The 20930-nt window shown below is 35.5% G+C and carries 23 protein-coding genes; 10 read left to right on the top strand and 13 right to left on the bottom strand.

Annotation, left to right across the window (positions count from 1 at the left end; genetic code table 11):
• The first annotated feature begins 193 nt into the window (after nucleotides 1–193).
• The 3 genes from MKX83_RS09355 to MKX83_RS09345 are packed head-to-tail and all read left to right on the top strand — an operon-like array spanning nucleotide 194 to nucleotide 3189.
• Complete coding sequence (locus MKX83_RS09355; RefSeq protein WP_095369744.1) at nucleotides 194–1447, top strand: quaternary amine ABC transporter ATP-binding protein; 1254 nt, start codon at nucleotides 194–196, stop codon at nucleotides 1445–1447.
• Nucleotides 1448–1449: 2 nt separating this feature from the next.
• Nucleotides 1450–2289, top strand: coding sequence for an ABC transporter permease (locus MKX83_RS09350; protein ID WP_095369745.1), 840 nt, complete (start codon nucleotides 1450–1452; stop codon nucleotides 2287–2289).
• Nucleotides 2290–2301: 12 nt separating this feature from the next.
• Nucleotides 2302–3189, top strand: coding sequence for a glycine betaine ABC transporter substrate-binding protein (locus MKX83_RS09345; protein ID WP_095369746.1), 888 nt, complete (start codon nucleotides 2302–2304; stop codon nucleotides 3187–3189).
• Nucleotides 3190–3242: 53 nt separating this feature from the next.
• On the opposite strand, the gene MKX83_RS09340 is transcribed toward MKX83_RS09345, so the two are convergent.
• A complete protein-coding gene (locus tag MKX83_RS09340; RefSeq protein ID WP_341055169.1) occupies nucleotides 3243–4763 on the bottom strand; it encodes a flotillin family protein in 1521 nt (506 codons plus the stop codon).
• A gap of 14 nt (nucleotides 4764–4777) precedes the next feature.
• The gene (locus MKX83_RS09335) at nucleotides 4778–5302 is read right to left on the bottom strand and encodes a hypothetical protein (RefSeq protein ID WP_322909186.1); all 525 of its coding nucleotides are present in this window, start codon (nucleotides 5300–5302) and stop codon (nucleotides 4778–4780) included.
• Nucleotides 5303–5481: 179 nt separating this feature from the next.
• Between MKX83_RS09335 and MKX83_RS09330 the strand changes: the two genes are divergently transcribed.
• On the top strand, nucleotides 5482–5781 hold the full coding sequence (locus MKX83_RS09330; protein ID WP_095369749.1) for a hypothetical protein: 300 nt from the start codon (nucleotides 5482–5484) through the stop codon (nucleotides 5779–5781).
• Nucleotides 5782–5837: 56 nt separating this feature from the next.
• Nucleotides 5838–6632 (top strand): glycerophosphodiester phosphodiesterase, encoded by a 795-nt coding sequence (locus MKX83_RS09325; RefSeq protein WP_095369750.1) that lies wholly within the window; start codon nucleotides 5838–5840, stop codon nucleotides 6630–6632.
• Between the two features lie 3 nt (nucleotides 6633–6635).
• Here the strand turns inward: MKX83_RS09325 and MKX83_RS09320 are convergent, their stop codons facing one another.
• Together MKX83_RS09320 and MKX83_RS09315 are read right to left on the bottom strand one after the other, a co-directional pair.
• Nucleotides 6636–8078 (bottom strand): UDP-N-acetylmuramoyl-L-alanyl-D-glutamate--2,6-diaminopimelate ligase, encoded by a 1443-nt coding sequence (locus MKX83_RS09320; RefSeq protein WP_341055165.1) that lies wholly within the window; start codon nucleotides 8076–8078, stop codon nucleotides 6636–6638.
• Between the two features lie 95 nt (nucleotides 8079–8173).
• Nucleotides 8174–8941 carry a protein-glutamine gamma-glutamyltransferase gene (locus tag MKX83_RS09315; protein ID WP_095369753.1) on the bottom strand — a complete coding sequence of 256 codons (768 nt, stop codon included), beginning with the start codon at nucleotides 8939–8941 and terminating at the stop codon, nucleotides 8174–8176.
• A 229-nt stretch (nucleotides 8942–9170) separates the two neighbouring features.
• Here MKX83_RS09315 and MKX83_RS09310 point away from each other — a divergent pair, with 229 nt between their 5' ends.
• On the top strand, nucleotides 9171–10601 hold the full coding sequence (locus MKX83_RS09310; protein ID WP_095369754.1) for a carbon starvation CstA family protein: 1431 nt from the start codon (nucleotides 9171–9173) through the stop codon (nucleotides 10599–10601).
• A 228-nt stretch (nucleotides 10602–10829) separates the two neighbouring features.
• Complete coding sequence (locus MKX83_RS09305; protein WP_306469957.1) at nucleotides 10830–11078, top strand: helix-turn-helix domain-containing protein; 249 nt, start codon at nucleotides 10830–10832, stop codon at nucleotides 11076–11078.
• 4 nt (nucleotides 11079–11082) lie between these two features.
• Here MKX83_RS09305 and MKX83_RS09300 read toward each other — a convergent pair whose 3' ends face one another.
• The 7 genes from MKX83_RS09300 to MKX83_RS09270 all read right to left on the bottom strand — a co-directional run bounded on the left by MKX83_RS09300 (nucleotide 11083) and on the right by MKX83_RS09270 (nucleotide 17620).
• Nucleotides 11083–11685: a response regulator transcription factor gene (locus tag MKX83_RS09300; RefSeq protein ID WP_341055161.1), complete on the bottom strand. Its 603-nt coding sequence runs from the start codon at nucleotides 11683–11685 to the stop codon at nucleotides 11083–11085.
• Nucleotides 11686–11690: 5 nt separating this feature from the next.
• Nucleotides 11691–12806: a sensor histidine kinase gene (locus MKX83_RS09295; protein WP_307314758.1), complete on the bottom strand. Its 1116-nt coding sequence runs from the start codon at nucleotides 12804–12806 to the stop codon at nucleotides 11691–11693.
• Nucleotides 12807–12811: 5 nt separating this feature from the next.
• Nucleotides 12812–13546, bottom strand: a complete 735-nt coding sequence (locus MKX83_RS09290; RefSeq protein WP_095369757.1) for an ABC transporter permease — start codon at nucleotides 13544–13546, stop codon at nucleotides 12812–12814.
• Complete coding sequence (locus MKX83_RS09285) at nucleotides 13543–14442, bottom strand: ABC transporter ATP-binding protein (protein ID WP_095369758.1); 900 nt, start codon at nucleotides 14440–14442, stop codon at nucleotides 13543–13545. Before MKX83_RS09285 ends, MKX83_RS09290 begins: the two co-directional genes overlap by 4 nt.
• Before the next feature lie 147 nt (nucleotides 14443–14589).
• The gene (locus tag MKX83_RS09280; protein ID WP_095369759.1) at nucleotides 14590–15309 is read right to left on the bottom strand and encodes an exonuclease domain-containing protein; all 720 of its coding nucleotides are present in this window, start codon (nucleotides 15307–15309) and stop codon (nucleotides 14590–14592) included.
• Nucleotides 15309–16289 carry a DUF294 nucleotidyltransferase-like domain-containing protein gene (locus MKX83_RS09275; protein WP_095369760.1) on the bottom strand — a complete coding sequence of 327 codons (981 nt, stop codon included), beginning with the start codon at nucleotides 16287–16289 and terminating at the stop codon, nucleotides 15309–15311. Before MKX83_RS09275 ends, MKX83_RS09280 begins: the two co-directional genes overlap by 1 nt.
• A gap of 53 nt (nucleotides 16290–16342) precedes the next feature.
• Nucleotides 16343–17620 (bottom strand): ammonium transporter, encoded by a 1278-nt coding sequence (locus MKX83_RS09270; protein WP_095369761.1) that lies wholly within the window; start codon nucleotides 17618–17620, stop codon nucleotides 16343–16345.
• 251 nt (nucleotides 17621–17871) lie between these two features.
• On the opposite strand from MKX83_RS09270, the gene MKX83_RS09265 reads away from it, so the two are divergent.
• On the top strand, nucleotides 17872–18060 hold the full coding sequence (locus MKX83_RS09265; RefSeq protein ID WP_095369762.1) for an alpha/beta-type small acid-soluble spore protein: 189 nt from the start codon (nucleotides 17872–17874) through the stop codon (nucleotides 18058–18060).
• Nucleotides 18061–18446: 386 nt separating this feature from the next.
• Here the strand turns inward: MKX83_RS09265 and MKX83_RS09260 are convergent, their stop codons facing one another.
• Entirely contained in the window at nucleotides 18447–19019 is a 573-nt protein-coding gene (locus MKX83_RS09260; protein WP_095369763.1) for a hypothetical protein, read from the bottom strand.
• A 145-nt stretch (nucleotides 19020–19164) separates the two neighbouring features.
• On the opposite strand from MKX83_RS09260, the gene MKX83_RS09255 reads away from it, so the two are divergent.
• The gene (locus tag MKX83_RS09255) at nucleotides 19165–19317 is read left to right on the top strand and encodes a hypothetical protein (RefSeq protein WP_157733742.1); all 153 of its coding nucleotides are present in this window, start codon (nucleotides 19165–19167) and stop codon (nucleotides 19315–19317) included.
• A gap of 322 nt (nucleotides 19318–19639) precedes the next feature.
• Here the strand turns inward: MKX83_RS09255 and MKX83_RS09250 are convergent, their stop codons facing one another.
• Complete coding sequence (locus tag MKX83_RS09250; RefSeq protein WP_095369764.1) at nucleotides 19640–19831, bottom strand: hypothetical protein; 192 nt, start codon at nucleotides 19829–19831, stop codon at nucleotides 19640–19642.
• A 184-nt stretch (nucleotides 19832–20015) separates the two neighbouring features.
• On the opposite strand from MKX83_RS09250, the gene MKX83_RS09245 reads away from it, so the two are divergent.
• Nucleotides 20016–20339, top strand: a complete 324-nt coding sequence (locus MKX83_RS09245; RefSeq protein ID WP_095369765.1) for a DUF378 domain-containing protein — start codon at nucleotides 20016–20018, stop codon at nucleotides 20337–20339.
• The last annotated feature ends 591 nt before the right edge of the window (nucleotides 20340–20930 follow it).

The following is a 20930-nucleotide window of genomic DNA, read 5'->3' as shown; positions in this document are numbered from 1 at the left end:
ATTAAGAATGATGGAAATTGTCTCATTTTGTAGTTTTTGTTACAAAATAATTAATAATATAACGGTTTGATTCCATATATTTCACAAAGTAGGTAAATACAAAAAGTACCTAATAAGAAAAAACCATTTTTTCATTCGAATATGATCCAAATCCTGTAAAAACAAACATATACAAGTTAAACGAGGTGAAACAATGGATGAGAGAGCAAAAAAAATTAGCGTGAGTCAAGTATCAAAAATATTTGGCAAAAACACTAAAAAGGCCACTCAACTGTTAAATGAGGGTCAAAGTAAAAATGAAATTCTTAAACAGACCGGTGCAACCATTGGTGTTAACCAAGCCAATTTTGATGTTTATGATAGTGAAATCTTCGTCATAATGGGACTTTCTGGTAGTGGTAAATCTACATTAGTAAGAACCCTCAACCGACTCATCGAACCAACAACTGGAGACATTTTTATTGATGGAAAGAACATTACAAAAATGTCCAAGGACGAACTAAGAGAAACTCGAAGAAAGAAAATAAGCATGGTTTTTCAAAAGTTTGCCCTACTCCCCCATCGTACCATTCTAGAAAATACAGAATATGGCTTAGAAATTCAAGGAATGGCCAAGGATAACCGTAAACAAAAAGCACTTGATGCATTAAAACTTGTTGGACTTGAAGGTTATGAGAATCAATATCCTGATCAACTAAGTGGTGGTATGCAACAGCGTGTTGGGTTAGCAAGAGCTTTAGCAAATGATACGGATATTTTATTAATGGATGAAGCTTTTAGCGCTCTTGACCCGTTAATTCGAAAAGATATGCAAGATGAACTCCTTGATTTACAAAGCTCGATGGCAAAAACGATTGTCTTCATTACACATGACTTAGATGAAGCGCTAAGAATCGGGGATAGAATTGCGTTGATGAAAGATGGTGCCATTGTACAAATTGGTACACCTGAAGAGATTCTGATGAACCCATCTAATCAATATGTTGAAAGATTCGTTGAAGATGTGGATTTATCGAAAGTACTTACAGCTCAACATGTAATGAAGAGAGCGGAAACCGTACAGGTAGATAAAGGGCCAAGAGTAGCCCTACAACTAATGAAGAAACTAGGTATTTCAAGTATTTATGCTGTTGATAAAAAGAAAAACATTCGCGGTATTGTCCATGCAACAGCAGCAAAAGAAGCAGTTGATTCAGGAAAAACCATCGAAGAGATATTAGATACAAGTTATCAAACAGTAACGGAAGATACCGTACTTACAGATCTCTTTGATATTGTTTCTACTGCCTCCATTCCTGTAGCTGTGGTAAACGAAAATGGCCGCTTGAACGGTATTCTCGTTCGTGGTGCGGTAATTGCTGCACTCGCAGGCAATAACGATGCCATTAATGATTTTGAACATGATACGAGTACAACTCAAGATCAATCTATTAAGGAGGTGTACTAATCATGGAAGAAAGCTTTATTCCTAAAATTCCCGTCGCTAGCTGGATAGATGCCTTTGTAGATTGGCTGACTGTTACTTTTGCGATTGTATTTGACGGTATTACAATTGCACTTGAAGCGATTGTAAATGGTATGAATACAGTGTTAATGGCTATCCCAGCATTGATTTTAATCATTATTTTAGCAATCCTCGCGTGGAAATTGGCTAGCAAGGGCATTGCTCTTTTCACATTGATTGGACTGTTATTAATACAAAATCTCGGCTATTGGGAAGGTATGTTACAAACCCTATCCCTTGTCTTAACATCGGTTATTATTACCGTCATTATTGGACTACCAATAGGTGTTTGGGCTTCACAAAAAAGAACTGTGCAACAAATTGTTACACCCATTCTTGACTTTATGCAGACTATGCCGGCATTCGTTTATTTAATTCCAGCTATATTCTTCTTTAGTATTGGGGTTGTACCAGGTGTAGTTGCCTCTGTTATTTTTGCCGTACCACCAACTATCCGTTTAACCATTCTTGGGATTCAACAAGTCCCTACCGATATTATTGAAGCAACTGAAGCTTTTGGATCAACTGTAAAACAACGATTACTAAAGGTACAACTACCGTTAGCAACACCTACGATTATGGCAGGTATAAACCAAAGTATTATGCTTTCTTTATCAATGGTTGTTATCGCATCAATGGTTGGTGCGCCAGGTTTAGGTGCGGATGTTTATCGTGCAGTAACACAGATTCAAATTGGTACAGGTTTTGAAGCAGGTCTTGCGATTGTCGTTATGGCTATTATCCTTGACAGGCTTACTCAAAATATAGGAAAGAAAAAAAACTAGGAGGACTTTAACATGAAGAAAAAATGGCTATCTTACTTAATGGTTCCAGCTGTCGCATTAGGCTTAGCAGCATGTGGATCAAATGAAACCGACGAAAATGCAACTGTAGGAGATCAGGTTGATCACGAAATTATCGGTATCGATCCTGGTGCAGGCATTATGAAGGCGGCAAATTCAACACTTGAAGAATATGAATTAAGTGATTGGACTTTAGTTGAAGGCTCTAGTGCGGCAATGACAGCTTCATTGAAAAAGGCTTATAATGCTGAAGAACCTATTATTATTACAGGCTGGAGTCCACATTGGATGTTCTCACAATTTGATCTAAAATATTTAGAAGACCCTAAAGGTACTTTTGGAGAAGAGGAAAATATCAATACAATCGTTAGAAATGGTCTAGCTGAAGACAAACCAAGCGCTTATCAAGTATTAGATGCTTTCAATTGGACTGAAGAACACATGAATGATGTGATGGTGAAGATTTCGGAAGGACAAGATCCTGCAGAAGCAGCGGCTGAATGGGTTGAGAATAACCAAGACCTCGTATCTGAATGGACTGATGGTGTTGATTCAGTTGATGGTGAAAAACTTAGCTTAGGCTATGTTGCTTGGGATACTGAAATCGCAAGTACGAATGTTATCAGTAAAGTTTTGACTGATTTAGGTTACGATGTGAATATTAGTCAAGTTGAGGCGGGTCCAATGTGGACTGGTGTTGCTGAAGGTAGTCTTGATGCCCATGTTGCTGGATGGTTACCTTTAACTCATGCTGATTATTATGAGAAATTTGAAGGTAAATTTGAAGATCTAGGTTCTAACTTAGAAGGAACGAAATTAGGAATAGTTGTACCTGAATATATGGATATTGATTCTATTGAAGATTTAAAAACAGCTGAATAAATGAATGCAAAACAGCAGTGAGTTAAGGCTCACTGCTGTTTTTTTACCCACTATTACGCTTCTTTTTTATGATTTTCCGTTTTAATATCCATACCTAATTGCTCAATGCTTTGTTTAATATTAGATTTGCCTGACAAATTTTCGATTAATTCCTTAATATCCAAGCCTGACGATGCCTTCACAGATTCTTGCATTGTTGTCATTAAGTCAGTGGCATAGCCTGTCACTTTATTCGCTCCACCTTTTGCTCCACTACCAGTATCTACAACTGTAATTTTATCAATATTAGAAAGAGGACTTGCCACTTCTTTCGCGTATGCTGGTAACATTTGAATAACCATATCCATAATCGCCGCATGCCCGTACTGCTCAAATGCCTCAGCGATTTTCCTTTTTGCTTCTGCTTCTGCTAAACCTTTCAAGCGTATAATTTCTGCTTCTGACTCACCTTGTGCCTTTTGTGCTTCTGCTTTGGCTAACCCATCTGCACGTACCCTTTCTGCTTCTGCACGCGCCTCTGATTCTATTCGATATTGATGCGCATCTGCTTGGGCAATTTGTTTCCGTTTTTCAGCTTCTGCTGACTGTTCCACTGAATAACGATCTGCGTCTGCCTTTTTCTTGACTTCGGAATCATACTGTCTTTCTCTTCGTAGTATTTCCTTTTCTTCTAATTCAATCGATTTCTGTCTTTCAATAATTTTTATTTGCATTTCTTGCTCTGTTACTTCTTGTTTAGCTCTCGCTGTTTCTAAATCATAGGCTTGGTCAGCACGTGCCTTAGCGATATCTTGATCACGACGATAATCCGCCATTTTCATTTGATTCTCTTTTTCTGCCTCAGCGATTTCCGTCGCTCTTTCTAATTCTGCTTTTTGTGCATCTTTATCGGCTTCTGCTCGCTTTATTCGCGTTTCTTTTTCTGCTTCTGCCGTAGCAATGTCTGCATCTCTTCTCACCTGGGCAATCCTCGGTTTACCTAATGAATCCAGATAGCCATTTTTATCTCTTACATCTTTGATAGTAAATGAAACGATAATTAAACCCATTTTCGCTAAGTCTTGTGAAGCGACACGCTGAACTTCTTGTGAAAATTTATCACGGTTTTTGTAAATTTCTTCAACTGTCATTGAACCAAGTATTGAGCGTAAATGACCTTCTAATACTTCTTTCGCTTCATTTTCACGATCTTCTTTCGTTTTACCTAAGAATTGTTCTGCCGCAGTCGCAATTTCACCAATCGAGCCACCAATCTTAATAATAGCCGTTCCATCTGCCATAACAGGCACACCTTGTTCGGTATATACTTCTGGAGTTGAGACTTCTAATTTGCTTGATAATAAGCTAAGAGGCTCTGCTTGCTGGAAAACAGGTAATACAAACGCTCCTCCACCCCGAATAATTTTAATACGATTACCTGCTTCATCAACATGTACATTCTTACTACCCAAATAACTACCTGTCACAATTAAAGCTTCATCTGGTCCAGCAGTACGATATTTCGTAACAAAAATTCCTAATAGCGCAACAATTAAAACCGCTACAATTCCAATAACAATCCATATTAAAAGCATAGGTTTCTCCTCCTTTATATCTGTTCATGTGTCGTAACAATGACTCGACTTTCTTTTACCTCAATGACTAATACTTTTTCGCCATTAGCGATTGCCTGCCCATTAAGGCTTTCAGCTGTTTTAGAAATTCTACCTGAATAGCTCTCAATCAATACTTCACCATAGCCCTTTTCTGGGATTGGAATGATAATAACTCCTACCCGTCCCCTTAACGAGTCTTCTGAATAGACAAGCGATTCTTCAGCAGATGACATTGGAACAAGTATAAACACATTTAATAGTACGGAAAAAATAAAGGCAATAATTACAGAGATTAATGCAATGAGAATACTATTCAACGAAGTTAATACTTCAAATAAATAACCACTTGCTGATAAAAAGACGATAAAGGCAAGTATTAATATTGGATTAAGAAAAGGGCTAGCTTCCTCTATTCCACCTAATACATCCCCAAAAAAGAATAAAAGAATAATTAGTACACCTGAGATAATCAACGCATACAAATACAGTGTTTCAACGGATAGGTTAAAAACTTCCATCATCATCATCCTTGTTTTCTATACTTTTCCTTTCTTTCACACAAATTCACACTCCCCCTCGTATAAAAATAGGTTGTAACATACATACGAATGAGCGGGCGATAGGTTTCAAATATTTCATTATTTGTCATGATTTTCTTCCATCTGAATATGTTGAATATAGAATAGGAGGGAACTGTTTGACACGTCAAGAAAGGAATAGAAAGCAACATTTTAATTTAGATAAATTACTGATTCTTCTCATAACACTTATGATTACTGCTATTACATCCCTTTACTTTTATAGTAGAAGTATCATTGTTATTGAAGCACCTAAGACTGATTATGGCGAGAAAATTGTTGTTCAACTACCTTCAGGACAAAAAGTGTTTACCTATGAAAAATTAGTAGTAAAGAAGGATGGTAAGCTAATATATCAAGGGGAACATCAAACAATCGCATTGACTGGTGGTAAAATTAAATATGAGGACTGGGATTGACAACAGGTGTCATCGTCATTTACGATAAGCAAAAATCATGAGAAAGGGGCATCAGAATGAGACAAGTGAGAAGAGCTTATCATACGATTAATGCTAAATTGGCATTAATGTTTAAGAAACAAAACAAGTTCTTTCATCCCAGCTTTCAAAAAATTGCTCATAGAGGTGCTGCCGGAACATGTCCAGAGAATACCATGATTGCTTTTGAGCGTGCGCTTCAATTAGGTGCTGACATGATTGAATTAGATATCCAGTTAACTAAAGACCGACAAATCGTTGTCATACATGATGCAACAATTGATCGAACTACAAATGGGACAGGTAAAGTATCTGATTATACATATGAAGAGTTATGCCAATTTGATGCCGGAAGTTGGTTCTCTCCAACATTCCAAGGTGAAAAAATTCCATTACTCAAAGATGTATTGAATAAATATTACAATCAGATAGGTGTTTTAATTGAATTAAAAAAGCCTGAAAAAAACCCAGGCATTGAAAGCTTACTACATTCTTTACTTATGCAATATTCTACTGATTCAATCATAATTCAGTCTTTCAACCTCGACTCACTAAGGAAGATAAAAACGCTCATGCCCTCGGTGAAATTGGCCTTATTAGTCAATTACCCCCTTCAAACTAAAGACATAAAAAGAATAGCACAGGAATTTGATTATGTGAGTTTGAAGTGGACAATGGTTAACAAAAAAGTGATGTCCGCAATAAAACAAGCTCAATTACGAACAATTATCTGGACAATTAATACTAAAAAACAATTAGCTAGTGTAAGGTGTTGGGATATAGACGCAATTGTCACTGATCATTTACAGTTATTAGCTAAAAGTGAGGAGTAAATATTAACGATCTTCACCTTTTTCCCATTCTATTAAATATTGGATGGTTTCAATGTCATTTTTCGTTTGAAGGTGAAAAATATCTTGGTAATTCTCATGCCCCTTCCCAATAACAAATATCCAATCACCACTTCCTCCTATTTCCCACATTTTCTTTATAGCCATAGTGCGATCCATTATGACTTCCCCATTTGTAAATGGTTTTGTTAAGTTATATAATTCTTCTTCTACAACCGTTTTACTCTCCCCATTTATATCATCTAATGTAAGGATAAACTGCCGACAATAAGTAGATGCCACCTTAACCATTTTAATTCGCTTGCTTTTATCCCTTTTTCCTCGAAATCCAAAAACCATATATATTTTTTTCGCTCTATTTTCCTTAGCTGTTTGGAGAAGGTAGATGAGAGCATCTTCTGTATGAGCATAATCAATAATAAATACGGCCCCTTTCTTATTGTAATATTTCTCCCATCTGCCAGGTACTCCTCTAAAATTCATTAATCCTTGCGATATTACCTCTTTTGATATGCCCGATTCTAAACAAGCAGCAATAGCGATAGCTGTATTATAAAGATTATGTTTCCCCGGTAATGGTGAATCTGCTACAATAGTATCTTTTTTAACACTTGATATTTTTAACTGATATTTTGCATCTTTAAACGTGAGCTGCAGATCATAATCGCCAGCTTTACCAATTGTTTTTATTTTATTATGTTCCTGCTCAAGTGCTATTTTCGCCCCCCATGTATCCTCAATGTTGACTAATCCAACGCCTTCATCTTTTAATAAAGAAAAGATTTTCTTTTTCTCGCTGTAATACTCTTCAATCGTCTGATGATAGTCCATATGATCATGAGTTAAATTTGTAAAAATAGCTATATCAAGCTGTAATCCTTCTGTACGATGTTGATGGAGTGCATGGGATGAAATTTCTAGTATGATAAAATCATCCATACTTTCAGCTAATAAAGATTGTAGTTCTAAAGCGTCTGGAGTTGTATTTTTAGCTTTTCTTGTTTGGTTATTAATATTATTTTCTATCGTGCCTATCATTCCACAAGAATACCCTGCTTCTTTGATGAGATGGTGGATGAGATAGGCTGTAGTTGTTTTACCATTTGTGCCCGTTATCCCAATTAAGCGATGTTTTTTGCTGGGGTGGGCATAAAATATGCTTGCTAAAATGCCTAATGTTTTCCTAGAATCTTGAACTGCAATATACGGAACAGTGAGCGATAATCGCTTTTCCCCTATCACAGCAATCGCTCCATTTTTAATTGCTTCTTCTATATATTTATGCCCATCCTTTTCAAAACCGGAAATGGCAATAAATAAATATCCTCGTTTTACTTTCCTTGAATCTGTAGTTAAACCTTTCACTACTTCATGACCACTATCTTTTAAGTCCGTTTGTAATAAGTTAAATACATCAATTAATTTCATATAAAAAACTCCTTAAGGCACCAATAAAGTTACTATTTTTTGTATGCCCACGAACAAAAAAAATATGCCTTTATGAGACATATTAAGTATTACTATTAAAGTAATTGGAAAATAGAAGAATCGTAATTCTGATGTGGTACTCTACGTGCAAATTGTGAAAGGTATTTGTAACTTAAGCGACTATGTTGTGAAATAAGATACGCATCCTGTGTCGCTCCTGGCTTTCTTAGCGTATTCAATGCTTCTATCATCCCTCTTTCACTTTCCAATCCTACTCCGTGTCCAAAGTATCGGTCATTACCTAAATAGACTGCATTTTCTCCCGTCCATATTGGATGCTCGAAATCGGGATTATAAAAGTAAACAACATCTCCTGGAATGAAATCTCTTCCTATCCGTGTATCTATACCTAAGTCTTGATCATAATTCCAATCCCAAACTAAAAGACCTTGGAATAAAGTGTTAAATCGACTAATCGAAATTGAATCCAATACTGATTTATAAAATAACAATACAATTGCTGTAGAACATTCAAATGCATATAAGTGGCTATTATGAAACACATCCCTTATCGCATCCGAGGGTAATATATATGGTTTTAATACATAACCGTACTTCGTTTTTGTCCAAATCTGAGGGTTAAATCTTGATACATCAAATGGAGCGAATTCTGCTTTACTTTCATGTAACTGGTAAGCGGCTTGAATTAGTTTTTCTCTTAAGAGTAGCTCAAATTCAAAAACAAAAGCAGAATCATAAAAAAATTGCTGTGGTGAAGAATCGAGTGCTCTATAAATATCTTGTTGTATAGGACTAAATGAATGAATAGGGGGCTTCTCCTGTGACTGAATAATAATGGTCATAAACACTTACCTCCCTTTATTTAATTTTCTTCTGACAACATATAATACCAAATTATGTTCTGCCCCGTTCAGAGGTTCATAATAGCCAATAATAAGTTCATCTATTAGAAAATTATATAAAAATAACATTTTTCTGAAAAAGTATTGCTTTACAGCAAAAAAGCACTTACAATACATCATATATTCCAAAGTTTCAGAAATATATCACATCAGCAGGAGGCACTTAAATATGGCAACATTCCTTGTAGCAATTGTATTACTTATTCTTGGATACATTTTTTATTCGAAATTCGTAGAGAAAGTTTTTAGTATCGATGATAGTAGAAAAACCCCAGCGTATACAGAAGCAGACGGCATGGACTTTGTCCCAATGAGCTGGTGGAAAGGAAATCTTATTCAACTATTAAACATTGCTGGCACCGGTCCGATATTTGGCGCATTAATGGGTGCATTATACGGACCTGTCGCGTTTATATGGATTGTTATTGGCTGTATTTTCGCTGGAGCTGTTCATGATTATTTTTCAGGAATGCTTTCACTTAAACATAAGGGAGAACAATTCCCTAATCTCGTTGGTAGATATCTAGGGAATGGAATGAAAGTTTTTATTAATATATTATCCATTATATTAATGATTTTGGTAGCAGCTGCTTTTACAGCAAGCCCAGCCCAATTGATTTCTTCTATTACCCCACTTAGTTTTACTGTATCGTTAATGATTGTATTTGCTTATTTCGTTATTGCAGCGGTTCTCCCGATTAACCAAATTATTGGTAGAATTTATCCGATATTCGGTGCGATATTAATCTTTATGGCTGTGTCCATTGGTATCGCTTTACTATTTAATGGTCAACCTATTCCAAATTTAACTTTTAGCAATTTACACCCTGAAGAATTGCCAATTTGGCCATTATTAATGGTTACCATTTCATGTGGCGCTATATCTGGTTTCCACGCAACACAAAGTCCAATTGTATCAAAAACTTTAAAAAAAGAGTCTGATGGAAGAAAAGTATTTTACGGAGCAATGATTGGTGAAGGAATCATCGCCCTTATTTGGGCAGCAGCAGGAATGACATTCTTCGGAGGAACAGGTGGCTTACAGGAAGCTTTAGCGACCGGCGGGCCAGCAGGCGTGGTGAATGAAATTTCCATTTCACTTTTAGGTACACTAGGGGGCATTTTAGCGATACTTGGTGTTATTATTCTACCTATTACAACAGGAGATACAGCGTTACGTTCATCGAGAATGATGCTTTCTGAAACTATTTCGAAGTACTTGAACTTTAAAGGGAATGGACAGATACTACTTGTCACATTATTAGTTGGTGTTCCAACATTTCTTTTAGCAACGATTGATTATTCCTTTTTATGGAGATATGTTGGTTGGACCAACCAATTATCTGCCACGATTATGCTTTGGACAGCAACAAGTTTCCTACTAAAATCTAATAAGCAGCACCTCATAACAGGAATTCCAGCTATGTTCATGACAGGAGTATCTGCTACTTATATATTTTACGCACCTGAAGGATTGCAATTATCTTATCCAATATCTTTAACAATTGGGACAGTCTTATCGATCATCGTGTTAATCATTTACATCAAGAAAATAATTGACACACGAAGTCATAAGACAACTAACATAGAAATTGTCTAATCTGAAGCAGACTGGGAAAGTGTGAATCCCAGTCTCTTTTTATTATTATGGGCAATCAATTAAAATGAAGATAACTGTTGTCTACTATATACTTACAATGAGAAAACAACTCATTCACTAACAGGTAAAATGTTATTTGTCAACAATATACTTTGACAAACAACGTAAAAAAGTGCTAATTTTATAGAGAGCGTGATTTTAAATTTGCAATTATAGTAGGTGATGAATTTGAGTAAAAATATGAATAAAGATATGATTAAATTTATTAGAAAAAGTTATAATATGACACAACGAGACTTCGCTCGAATTGTGAGCTGCAGCTTCTCGCTCATCGCACTTGTTGAAGTGGGAAAAAGACGAGTCACATCGGATTTAGAAAATAAAGTCAAGGTAGCATTTGACTTAGATGATCAACAATTACAATCAATTTCTACATTAATAACTGAATTTAGTAAGGGCGTTCCACCTTTTATGTAAGCCACTATATCCAACCTTTCTCCTTTGCTTTAGTTATTGCTTCAATCCTATTCTTTGCCTCTAACTTATTAATGATTTCTGACATATAATTGCGCACCGTCCCAGCAGACAAAAAAAGGTGCGCCGAAACCTCCTTTGAAGTTAAACCCGACGCAATAAGCTTCAACACTTCCTTTTCCCTGGAAGTGAGTGGGTTATCTTGTCTCAATTGATTAAATACCAGTTCCGGAGAAAACATTCTCTGACCATTCATCACACGCCTAATGGCTTCAGCTAGTTCTTCACTCGGTCCATCTTTTAATAAGTATCCGTGAACTCCTGCTCCTATTGCCCTTTCAAAATAACCTGTTCTAGCAAACGTTGTTAAGATAATAACTTTACATAATGACTTTGCTTCAAATATTTCCTCTGCTAAATCTAATCCACCTTTTATAGGCATTTCAATATCTAATAAACATACATCTGGTGCCATTTGATGAATTAATTCTGTTGCTTCTTTTCCATTATTCGCTTGCGCTATGACTTCTATATCTTCCTCATAGTTTAATAATGTGCTTAACGCTCCTCTTAACATCTGCTGATCTTCAGCTATTAAAACTCTTATCATATCATTTAAGTACCTCCGAACTTTCTTTCTACAATTGGAATGAATACATTGACAGATAACCCTGTTTCATAATGGAAAAAGTTCAAGCTACCTTCAACTAACTCTAGACGTTCAGACATGCCTTTTAAACCATTCCCTAATTTCGTGTCTCGATTAAATCCTATTCCATTGTCTGAAATAGTTACCTCTATCCCTAAATTATTTTGCGATAATCCAATTACACAATGAGTCGCCCGAGAATGCTTAACGATATTTGTAATTCCTTCTTTTATACACATACTGATCATATTTTGCATCATTGATGTTATATTTTCACATCTATTCAGCCCTGTTACCTCCAGCGTAATATTGGCTGAATTTAATATCCCTTTGCAATCACTAATCGTTTCAGCAATTGTTAAAACTCGCATGTCTGCCACTAACTCTCTTACTTGTTTTAAGGCAATCCGTGAAGTCCGCTCGATTTCATTTACCTCTTTGGTGACAATTTGGGGATCAGCTTGATGCTTAGTCATTTTCGCTACTAGTTGAGATTTTAATGTTATATAAGATAGTGTATGACCGAGTGTATCATGTAAATCTCGAGCTATTCTCATTCTCTCTTCTCTTTTAATTAATACTTCAATCTGTTCGTTTGCTTCATTTAATTTTTCTTCTAACTCCATTTTCGTCGACATGGAGTGAATACCAAAAGGAGATATAATCATAACAACAACCATTACGACGAGATAAAAGTATTCGCTCAACATTTCATATTGTAAAATAACAGGTAAAATCGAAGAGAATACAAATAAAATCATACTAATTGTAAACATCTTAGAATTACGCAGCCACCCGATGAAATTTGCACAATAGAACCCGAGCAATACTAATGAAGGTTGATAAAAATAGGTAAAAATAATAATAATGATAAATTGTAGTATTAACCAACCCATATAAGAGGACATTGGTGGATCAAAGAAAAGTTTCCTATAAGATAGAAAAAAAAGGAATAAAAGCATCCATCCAATCACTGCCTTTACCCCTGTTTCATTTATTAAAACAATAATCGGAAACATTAAATAGACCAAAAAAACATATGGGAGAAAACCATATTTGACAGGAAATAACTTATAACCCAAAAAGCTTACACCACCACTTCTTGCTTTCTTCTAATATAAATACTTAATACTACAAATAGAAGGAAATATCCTGCTAATACAGCAATATTCAGCAAAGAAGGGTTGCCACCTTCTGTAATCTCCCATACACCCGCTCCATAATGATAGGAAGGAATCGCTTTAGCAATGGACTTAAAAATTGATGGCAACACTTCAATTGGCATAAATAACCCCCCCATGAAAGCTAAGACCATATAAAAGAAATTACTGATTCCAGCAGCTGTCTCCACCTTGTTCATTGCACCAATAATTGTTCCAATAGCGAGAAAAGGTAAAGCGCCAATTAATATCCATAGCGCGCTTGTCAGCCATTGCCAAACGCTCAAATTAACCCCATTTATCACCGCACCAACAACAAAAATAATGGTTACAGAACAAATGTGAATCATCGTTTGCCCAACCATTTTTGCTGAGAAATAAACACTTGAACTAAGCGGGGTTGTTCTCATTAAAGTGGACCAACCATGAGCCTTTTCTTCTACTAATCGAATGCCTAACGTCAAAATACTCGTCCCCATCACACTAAAACAAGTAACGGACATTAAGAACCGACTGTTCCAACTGTCTCCCATTCCAGTATTAAATATATTTGTAAAAACAAAATAAAAAACGATAGGCATAAATAAAGACCAAAAAACAAAATAAGGATTTCTAAATATCCTTAATACCTCTACTTTTGTCTGCATCAACCATCCTCTCATTCACTGATCCCCCTTTCTACTGTTAATAATTCAAACGCATCTTCAAGTCTTGCCCGATGTAAATGAATGTCTCGCATAACGACCTTTTTTTCAAACAACTCCCCCAAAAGCGCATCAGTGGAAGAAGTTGTTAACACAATCCGTTGATCAGTTATTTTCGCACTTATGACATGAGAAAATGTTTGTAGCAAGCTGATATCAACCTGATCTGATTTAAACGAGATAGCTCCATCAGACAAATGACTTTTTAATTGTAAAGGTGAACCATCAGCAATCACCTTTCCTTGATTAAATAACATAATTCTCTTGGCAACATCATCAGCTTCTTGTAAGTAATGAGTGGTAAAAATAACCGTTTTACCTTCATCATTTAAATATTGTATCGCTTGCCAAAATTTTTTTCTTACTGTACTATCCATGCCAACAGTTGGCTCATCTAAAAAAACGATTTGTGGATTACTTATAATGGCTAATGCAAAATTCAACCTTCTTTTTTGACCACCCGAGAGTTTATACGCCTTTTTCTTAAGCAGCTCTATAGGGATACCTGTAATTTCCAACACTTCTTCTAAACGTAAAGGGTTTTCATAATAACTACTAAACATGAGTAATACTTCTTTCACAGACAATGCATCAATGACACTGACCTCTTGGAGCATCACACCAATTCTTTCTTTCACCGCTCGCTCATGAGGTTTCTTATTTAAAATCAGTATATTTCCTGAGGTTGGTTTAACTAACCCTAATAACATCAGCAAGGTTGTTGATTTACCAGCCCCATTCTTCCCTAGTACAGCTAATAACTCCCCTTTTTCAACTTCAAAAGACACATCGTTAACTGCCCATAAATCCTTATACCTTTTAGTCAAATGTTTCGTAGCAATGATTGTTTCCATTAACACCATCTCCTTACTAAAATTATATGAGATGGCTTACTTGTCCGTTTAGTGTGTGATGTCACCCCCCTCACATGACAAATGTCACTACTTGAAATTCTTTTCATAAAAAAAACCACAGTTCAATCATCTGTGGCATTACTTCAATTAAGGTAATTTAGCTAACTTTTCATAAACATCTTGCATTGTAAAGCAGCCCTTTTCTTTGACTTTTTCAACATAACATACCCAAAGTTTAGCTGTTAACATGGCATCACCTAAAGCATGATGGCGATGTTTGACTTCAATCTGATTTTTTTCACATAATGTCTCTAGCCTAACAGAGTGTTCCACTGTATCAATGATACGATATAAAAAGGAGGTATCAAATACGCGATGTTTAAATGATGTTCGATAAAGCTGCCAAAACGCATGCTGAAAGAAGCGCTTTTCATGGTTTGAATGATGAGCAATGAAAGGTAAGCTCTCCGTATATTTCAAAAATTCCATTAACACATCTGCTAAAGGTGGCGCATTTTTTAACTCCTCTTCCTTCAATCCCGTTAAATGCTTTATTGATGAAGCTAAATCTTTTTCATATTGTATTAAAGAGTAAAAGTAATTGTCATGATCAATTCTTCCATTTAGGATTTTGACAGCTCCAATTGATAGTATCTGATCACCATTATCTGGACTAAACCCCGTTGTTTCTATATCGACAACTACAGCACTCATTTGATTTAATGACGTTTGTATCAATCGATCTTGATTTAAATCTTTTTGAAGCTGTCTCATGAAAGCCATTGATTTAGAGTCTTGCGTCTGAAGCCCACCGAACCTAGTTTGATTTAACTTTCGGACAAATTGAAAAAAGGGTTCAAAAGCCATTATTTCACTTCCTGCTCAATTACATCTTCTACATATTGATGAAGTCTTCTGCCATTTTTCAAAATCACCTTTATCTTACTTTTTTCTTCCCTATTCATGTTTCTCACATTTAAATAATGGCCATCTTCATAGGTTGACATAGGGGTAAGTAGTGAATGGCGTAATTTTAGTAACTGTTGGAAATCATGATGATACGGTAATAATGCGTGTTTATATGACTTTTTACACATTAATTTTTCTAACCGTGACAATGTCGAGCTTTCAACTATTCCCTCCTTTATAGAAAGTAATCGAATGCCATTAACGAAAGGTAAGAATGCTGCGTACTTTATATTGATTTCCCCTTTATGTGATCCATGATTTTCCGTTAATATTTGCCCCAACGGCCCAATAGAGGTTTTTATATGCTGTATATTATCCAATAATCTCTTTAAGTTATAAGGATTTTTTTGAACTGCCTCATGCACACTTCTCTTTAAATGATTAATATATTCGCTTTCTCCCACTAACACTCTTGCATCAAAGAATATTTGCAGATGCCTCATGGTTGCCCAAGATTTTTCATCTAGCCATGACTGTAGTTGCTCAAACCACTCAGGTTGTGACTTACACCAAAGGGGATTACTACTCATAATATTACCGTCACAGTATGGGTAACCAACAATATTGAGCCCCTCGGCTAATTCTTTGCCTAACTGATGAAAATATCTTTGCAAGGTGGCGTCTTTTTCTTCATAGATGATCCCATGATCTTGATCACTTATATAACCTTGTTCTTCTCTTCCACCGCTACCTGTTATAAACCAAGCAAACTCGCTCGGTGGTTTTTCCCCTAATCTTTTTACAGCATAATGAAACGTAGCTCTCATTACTTCATCATGAAAATTGTTTAATTGCACTTGATTAAACTTTTTCTTAGTTAATTCATAATCCCGCCAATCTCTAATCGCTTCATATGTCTCAAAATCATCCGTCGGCAAAAACAACACTTCCTTACAGAGGGTAAAAGCCTCCCACTATAGGAGGCTTCACCTTATGATGTTAATTTCGTTTGTTTCTCACTTGACATAAACTCTTCTGGATAACCATAGTTACCATGTTCACTCATGTCTAAGCCCATCACTTCTTCTTCTTCACTAACACGGAGACCATTCATCATTTTCTTCATTACGAAGAGAATGACAAATGAAGCAACAAAGGCAAAAAGTCCTGATGTTACAACTCCTAACGCTTGAACGCCTAATTGGCCAAATCCGCCACCATAGAATAATCCTGCTTGACCAGTTACCTGCTCTGCTAATTCTGGTGTTGCAAAGAATCCTGTAGATAAAGTACCCCATACTCCAGCTGCACCATGAACAGATAATGCGAAGATTGGATCATCAATTTTCATTTTATCAAAGAACTTTACACTAAAGAATACTAAAAGTCCGGCAACTAAACCTATAACAACAGCAGCCCAAGGTTCAACGAAAGCACACGATGCCGTAATGGCAACTAAACCTGCAAGTGCACCATTTAATGTTGTAACAATATCAGATTTACCAAGAACGATCCAAGAGATTGCTAATGCTGCAACCGCACCCATCGCTGCAGCTAAATTTGTGTTTAGTGCAACAAATCCGAAAAATGCACCATCAACTGATGTTGTACTACCTGCATTAAATCCAAACCATCCTACCCAAAGAATAAGCACAGCTAATGAAGTATAGACTTGGTTATGCCCTGCAATATTGTTACTAGAACCATCTTTATTGAACTTCCCGATACGAGGCTTTAATAAAATAGTTGCAGCTAAGGCAGCCATTGCACCTGTTAAATGGACAACTGTTGAGCCTGCGAAATCTTGCTTCTCATGTCCCGCTAACCAGCCTCCACCCCATATCCAATGTGCAACAACCGGATAAATAACAGCAGAGAATAAAATAGTAAAAACAACATAGACTGGGAACTTTGCTCTTTCAGCAAAACCACCTAAGGCGATACAAACAGCAATAGCAGCAAAGGCACTTTGGAATACAAAGAAAACCGTATCAGATAAACCTGAATCTCCACTTTCAGCTCCTGAATAGAAGAAGTCCGTCATGCCAACAAAGAAATTCGCGTTTCCTCCAAATATAAATCCATAACCTACAGCCCAGAAAACAAGGAAAGTTAATCCCACTGTAAAAATAGTTTTCCCGGTAATATGACCTGCATTTTTCATTCGTGTAGATCCTGCTTCAAGTAATATAAATCCACCAATCATAAAAATAACTAAAATTGCAGCAATCATTGTCCACACACTGTTCAGATAAAATATTTCATCCATATCTTTTCTCCCCCATTTCCCGCGTCATATAACTTAACTAATAGATGTTAGATTATATGACATCTATTAAGTTATTCTTATTTTATCGCAAAATTCTCATAAGTCAATGCTCAATTTTATATTTTTTAGAAAATTTACTCATCTTTTTACCTGTTAGTTTTTACCCATATGAATGATAGCCCTTACATTAGGAAACCTTATAAAAGAGCAATGTTTCACTTGCTCAAAATGACGAAGGAGTGATTTGTTCAATGAGCAGAAATAAATTAGTCGTTCCCGAATCAGGTCAAGTATTAAATCAAATGAAAGAAGAAATCGCTCAAGAATTTGGTGTACAACTTGGCGCAGAAACCACTGCACGTGCTAACGGATCAGTCGGAGGGGAAATGACTAAACGACTGGTTGCTTTAGGTGAACAACAGCTCCGTAATCAAAAATAACCATTAAGTAAAAAGCAATGCCCTAGGGAGGCAAAGAAAAGGTCTCCCACGGATCTTAAAGCGAGGAAGTGAATCGATTTAACGTTCACTCCCTCGCTATTTTTAATTTGTTTGTATGTACTCACCATTACCATGCAAATGATAAATGAAAAAATTAATAATTATATACTTCTCGTTCGGCTTCTTTACGGCATTCCACTTCTCATGCACACTCCTTATTTGTTCAGCTTTTTTTATATTTCCTTGTTAAACGATATTAAGTGAGAGGTATATCAAAGCGAAAAAGATCTTTATCGTAAAAGCCATGACGATAAAGACCTTTCTATTGTCAATTACCTAGAGGGGAGCCATAATTAGCACTCCAACTGCATTAGAACATCTCTTTTTCAATTATTGGCAAACGCATTTTCTTTTAACCTAAGAAAAAATATAGTGAACCAATATGAAGTAAAACATATCCCTAGGTCAATCAAAAATATATAGAACTGATTCATACTTCCATAAAAGCTTACGAAGCCTACCTTCTCTTCAATCGTTGCAAAACCAAATGCAATAATAGCACTCACAATAATTGTATATAAATAAAAGTTTCTTTGTCTATTTGTACAATATTGATAAACAAATAAAAAAACAACCGGAAGTAAAGAGGTCGTCATATTTGTTGCACTAGGTAATGAAGGAATGAGAAAATAATTATGAATAAACAAACCTTTCCGCAATAACATTGTATCGATAAAGGTCCATAACATATTCACTGTATATCCGTAGAAAAACACCTCAAATATCCGCTTTCGATCAATAAAAAAATAGACGAACACTAAAGGAGCAATAAAGAGAAAGAGTACCATCCAAAATTGCCAATGTGTATAGTCAGAATATGACTTCCAATAATCAGATAGCAATTGTTGAAATTGTTTACTATCTATATGTAATGCTGTTAGATATTCCTCCTTACTCATAACTTTACCTCCTTCACAATTAACCTCTTTCTCAATATGTTTCAAGAGATAGTTTTTTATTCACCTTTCATCGCTTTATCGACATACATAATTTACAAATAAAAGCTAAAAATACCTAATAATAACGGAAGGAGTGGCAAATAAGATGATGAAAATAATCAATGCAAAGCTAAAAACCTTGCTCGGTTTCTTTATTGGCAGTCTGGCGGTATCTATTATTTTTAATATTATTCAAATCAGCTTAATTTCTGAGGTCAAAGGAAAGTTAAGTACGGTTATGGATGAGCAATCAAATTAAAAGTACAATAGGTGAGTCCTCATAAAGCTAGAAGACTCACCAAAAAGCTATTCATGATTATTCCTTTAACTTCTTTTTATAATCGAGTGCTCTCTACTGTCGACATTAACCTCGAACTATTTGCCAAAGTTGTCTTTATTCCTTTAATAAATACAGTAATTCTAAGTAAAATGCACTTCTGTATTTGTTTTGTCTCTCACAATACTTATAATTAAGTTCAACTATGCTATTTAACTTTCTGACACACCCCAAGGATTTGTAAATATTTTTACTAATACTAATGAAAAAAGAGGCTGCCCTTGTGGGACACCCTCTAATTATTTTAATGGAAACCTTGATCGTCTTGATTTCGTATTTGTTGTAAATAATTCTCCGTATAAATACGTTGTGAATCTGGGACATTTTTTTCATTCTCTTCAGGATCAAATTTTGTTAAACCTTTCTTCTTCGCTACCCAGTCAATCACGAGTCCAAATCCTAGAAGGGAAAGAATCAAGATAAGAAACCACCACATTCTTTTATCACCTCTTTATTAGGATATCCTAAAAAAGAACAATTGCTATAATTATTTTTTGATTATTCTAATAATACCATAATTAGTAAAAAATATCAAATAGACACAAATGTCTTCGTGTATAAAAAAATCCTGTTATCAAAAAATATAGATGTAATAAAAATTAGAATAAGGAGATCATACAATGAAAACATTACAACGCATCGCTTTAGCGCTTGTTATTATTGGCGCGATTAACTGGGGACTTATTGGATTATTCCAATTTGATTTAGTTGCAACGATTTTCGGAGGCCAAGATGCCATCCTCTCTCGCATTGTCTATACATTAGTCGGAATTAGCGGCCTCATTTGCCTATCTCTTCTCTTTGCACCAATGACAGAAGAAGAAGACAGAGACGTCGATAATCGTGTTATTGATGGAAGACAAGTGAGTTACTCTACAGAATTCGCTGAGGAAAATGATTTATCTGATATAAAAGAAGAAGATAGAGAAAATCGAGATCAATAAATAAAAAAGTCCGGACATATATGTTCGGGCTGTATTTATGGCGTTAACTTCTATCCTACTGGTACTACTAAAAGTAGTATCCTTAAACAAACTGTGAATACAAACTCTTTCTACCCTACTCTAAATACCAAGAAGCCTTGTTTAGCGAGGCTTCCTTTATTATGTTTTTAAGTTTCTCCAATAGACCTACCTACATTCATAATTCGTCTTTATGTTTTTGGCTTAGTTCGTACCTCCATCTTCCAAAACATCAGAATAACTTTTCTCAACACAACATGGCACCTACTACTTAATCTGAATTTCACCACACTTAAAACCCTGAACCGAGGAATTCTGCAAAGAAGGTGAGCTAGGCAAAATAGGGAATCTTTAACTTCAAATTTACCTTTTTGTAATATCATAATTTATTTACCCACTTTTTCTTAATATGACGAAATTATCACACTAATACATATTTTGTAATGTATTTCGATTGTTTGGAATTCCTCCACAATTTAAGCTTTTATTGACACCTATTTTGAAAGGAGAATATTTTTTATGGAACAGCTCACCTTTATAATTGCTATTGTAGCTTTCGTCATTTCGCTTATA

The organism is Cytobacillus sp. FSL M8-0252 (assembly GCF_038007345.1).
Lineage (GTDB): Bacteria > Bacillota > Bacilli > Bacillales > Cytobacillaceae > Cytobacillus > Cytobacillus kochii.
Note: the sequence above shows the minus strand (reverse complement) of the source record. Positions and strands in the feature narration are given on the sequence as shown.